Raw genomic sequence first — 1,590 nt, forward strand, 5'->3', positions numbered from 1 at the left:
ATGGATGCTCTCCCTTTGAGTGATGCTTTCTGAAACATCAAAGTGGCACATTACGATGCCGGTAGGTGGGGGCATCCACGCCATCAACAAAGCCGGTCAAACCATTTAAGAGTAGCCCATTTCCGCCAATACTCCGCTCGCTGATCGAGAGCCATCAAGCTGTCGGGGTCTTTGACTTCTTTAACATTCTTTGACGACATTGAGCAGGTCGCTGAAGTCATCTCCGCAATAGGTGCTATGTTGAGCATCGTATTTAATGGTATATTAGCCGTTTCCATTGCACCTTGGCAGGCCAAATTACGCCCTAAAACCATGGCACGTATGGGTGTTCCATCTGCATTCAAAGGTGAAAGCAATAGCTTAAGAGCAAGCAGCAGTTCCCGAGCATTACGCTCGCCGTCTTCTTCTTTGGTTGAAAGCTCGTCCAGTCCATCAAATATCATCAAAACGGGCTTTTCATCGGTTTTGCGCCAATCGAATGGGTTTCCTGCTATGCCGGGGCTGCCATGCTTGCCAGTTGCGGTGTCGCGGCGGTCAACATACCGTACGATATCATCGTGAAGAGACCCTGAAAGGGTCATGTGTTGGAGTTGAATAAAAAGCACGCGAAAAGTACCGCCTTGGATCACTTCATGCGCGAAGGCTCGTGCAAATGAGGACTTGCCGCTTCCGGGACCTCCTGTGACAACACAAAGCGGATCATGCTGAGCGTCGCAAGAAAGCCAGTCTACGGCTGTTTTATGTAGGTCCGCCACGTGTGCATAGGTTTGCCACTTTTCTTCGCCATCCTCGTCCTCAATTTTAATGGTGTCGTGCCAAAAGCAGCGCGATGGTAAATAAACGGATTCTAGTGGGATGATTTCATCCTCATCCGGAGAGAAGGTTGGCGCGTCAGTGAATTGGTGGGAAATCCAATGGGCATGGCGGGCCCAATGTCCGTCGCGCCTAGCGCTTTCGCCAGCCAGACCTGTTAATCCGTCTTCAAGAGTTCTAAAATATTCAGGATCTTCGCAAAGGGTGCGGTTTGAACCGGTGCGCAGCGCCCGACTGAAACGCTCGTCTAATGTAGTCACCTCCAGATCCATACCCGTTGTCGCTTTTAGGATCATCGGACCCAAAGCTGCGCGCGCTTTGTTAAACAGAGTTGATAGACTGGGATTCAGCAGCGTAAGGCTTTCAAGTTCAGCTCCATCGAATTGCACCGCGGCGGACAAGAACTGCTGAACCGCTTCGTCCTTTTTCGCAGATAACGGGGCTTTAATTCGCTCAGCTCTGAGAACTTCGCTGGCTGCGCAACTAAGTGTCTTGAAAGCCCAAACCCACGCTCGATTTCCTGGGGCGTCGTCTGTAGTTCCGGCAAGTGCGCCAAAACCGGACTTCAAGTTCGAGAGAACGTTAGGTATATTTGGTCCCGTAGGACCGATTGCTTCAAGGACGGCTAGAATGCCATGAAACCCCGCGCTATATAGCTGCGTTTTGTCTTGGGAGGCGATATTGTGCAGCGCGACAAACTGGATGAGACTCAGCGTCAATCAGGATGAGACGTCGCGGCGGGTGTGTGCTGAAGGGAGGGCGTAGCCCGACCGGAGG

1 protein-coding gene is annotated in these 1,590 nt (G+C 51.6%); it reads right to left on the reverse strand.

Features of this window, described 5'->3' with window-relative positions:
- Positions 1-83: 83 nt before the first annotated feature.
- Positions 84-1,532: an NACHT domain-containing protein gene (locus BM174_RS20715; protein WP_093925677.1), complete on the reverse strand. Its 1,449-nt coding sequence runs from the start codon at positions 1,530-1,532 to the stop codon at positions 84-86.
- Between the last annotated feature and the right edge of the window lie 58 nt (positions 1,533-1,590).

This window comes from Sulfitobacter brevis, assembly GCF_900112755.1.
Taxonomy (GTDB): Bacteria; Pseudomonadota; Alphaproteobacteria; order Rhodobacterales; family Rhodobacteraceae; genus Sulfitobacter; species Sulfitobacter brevis.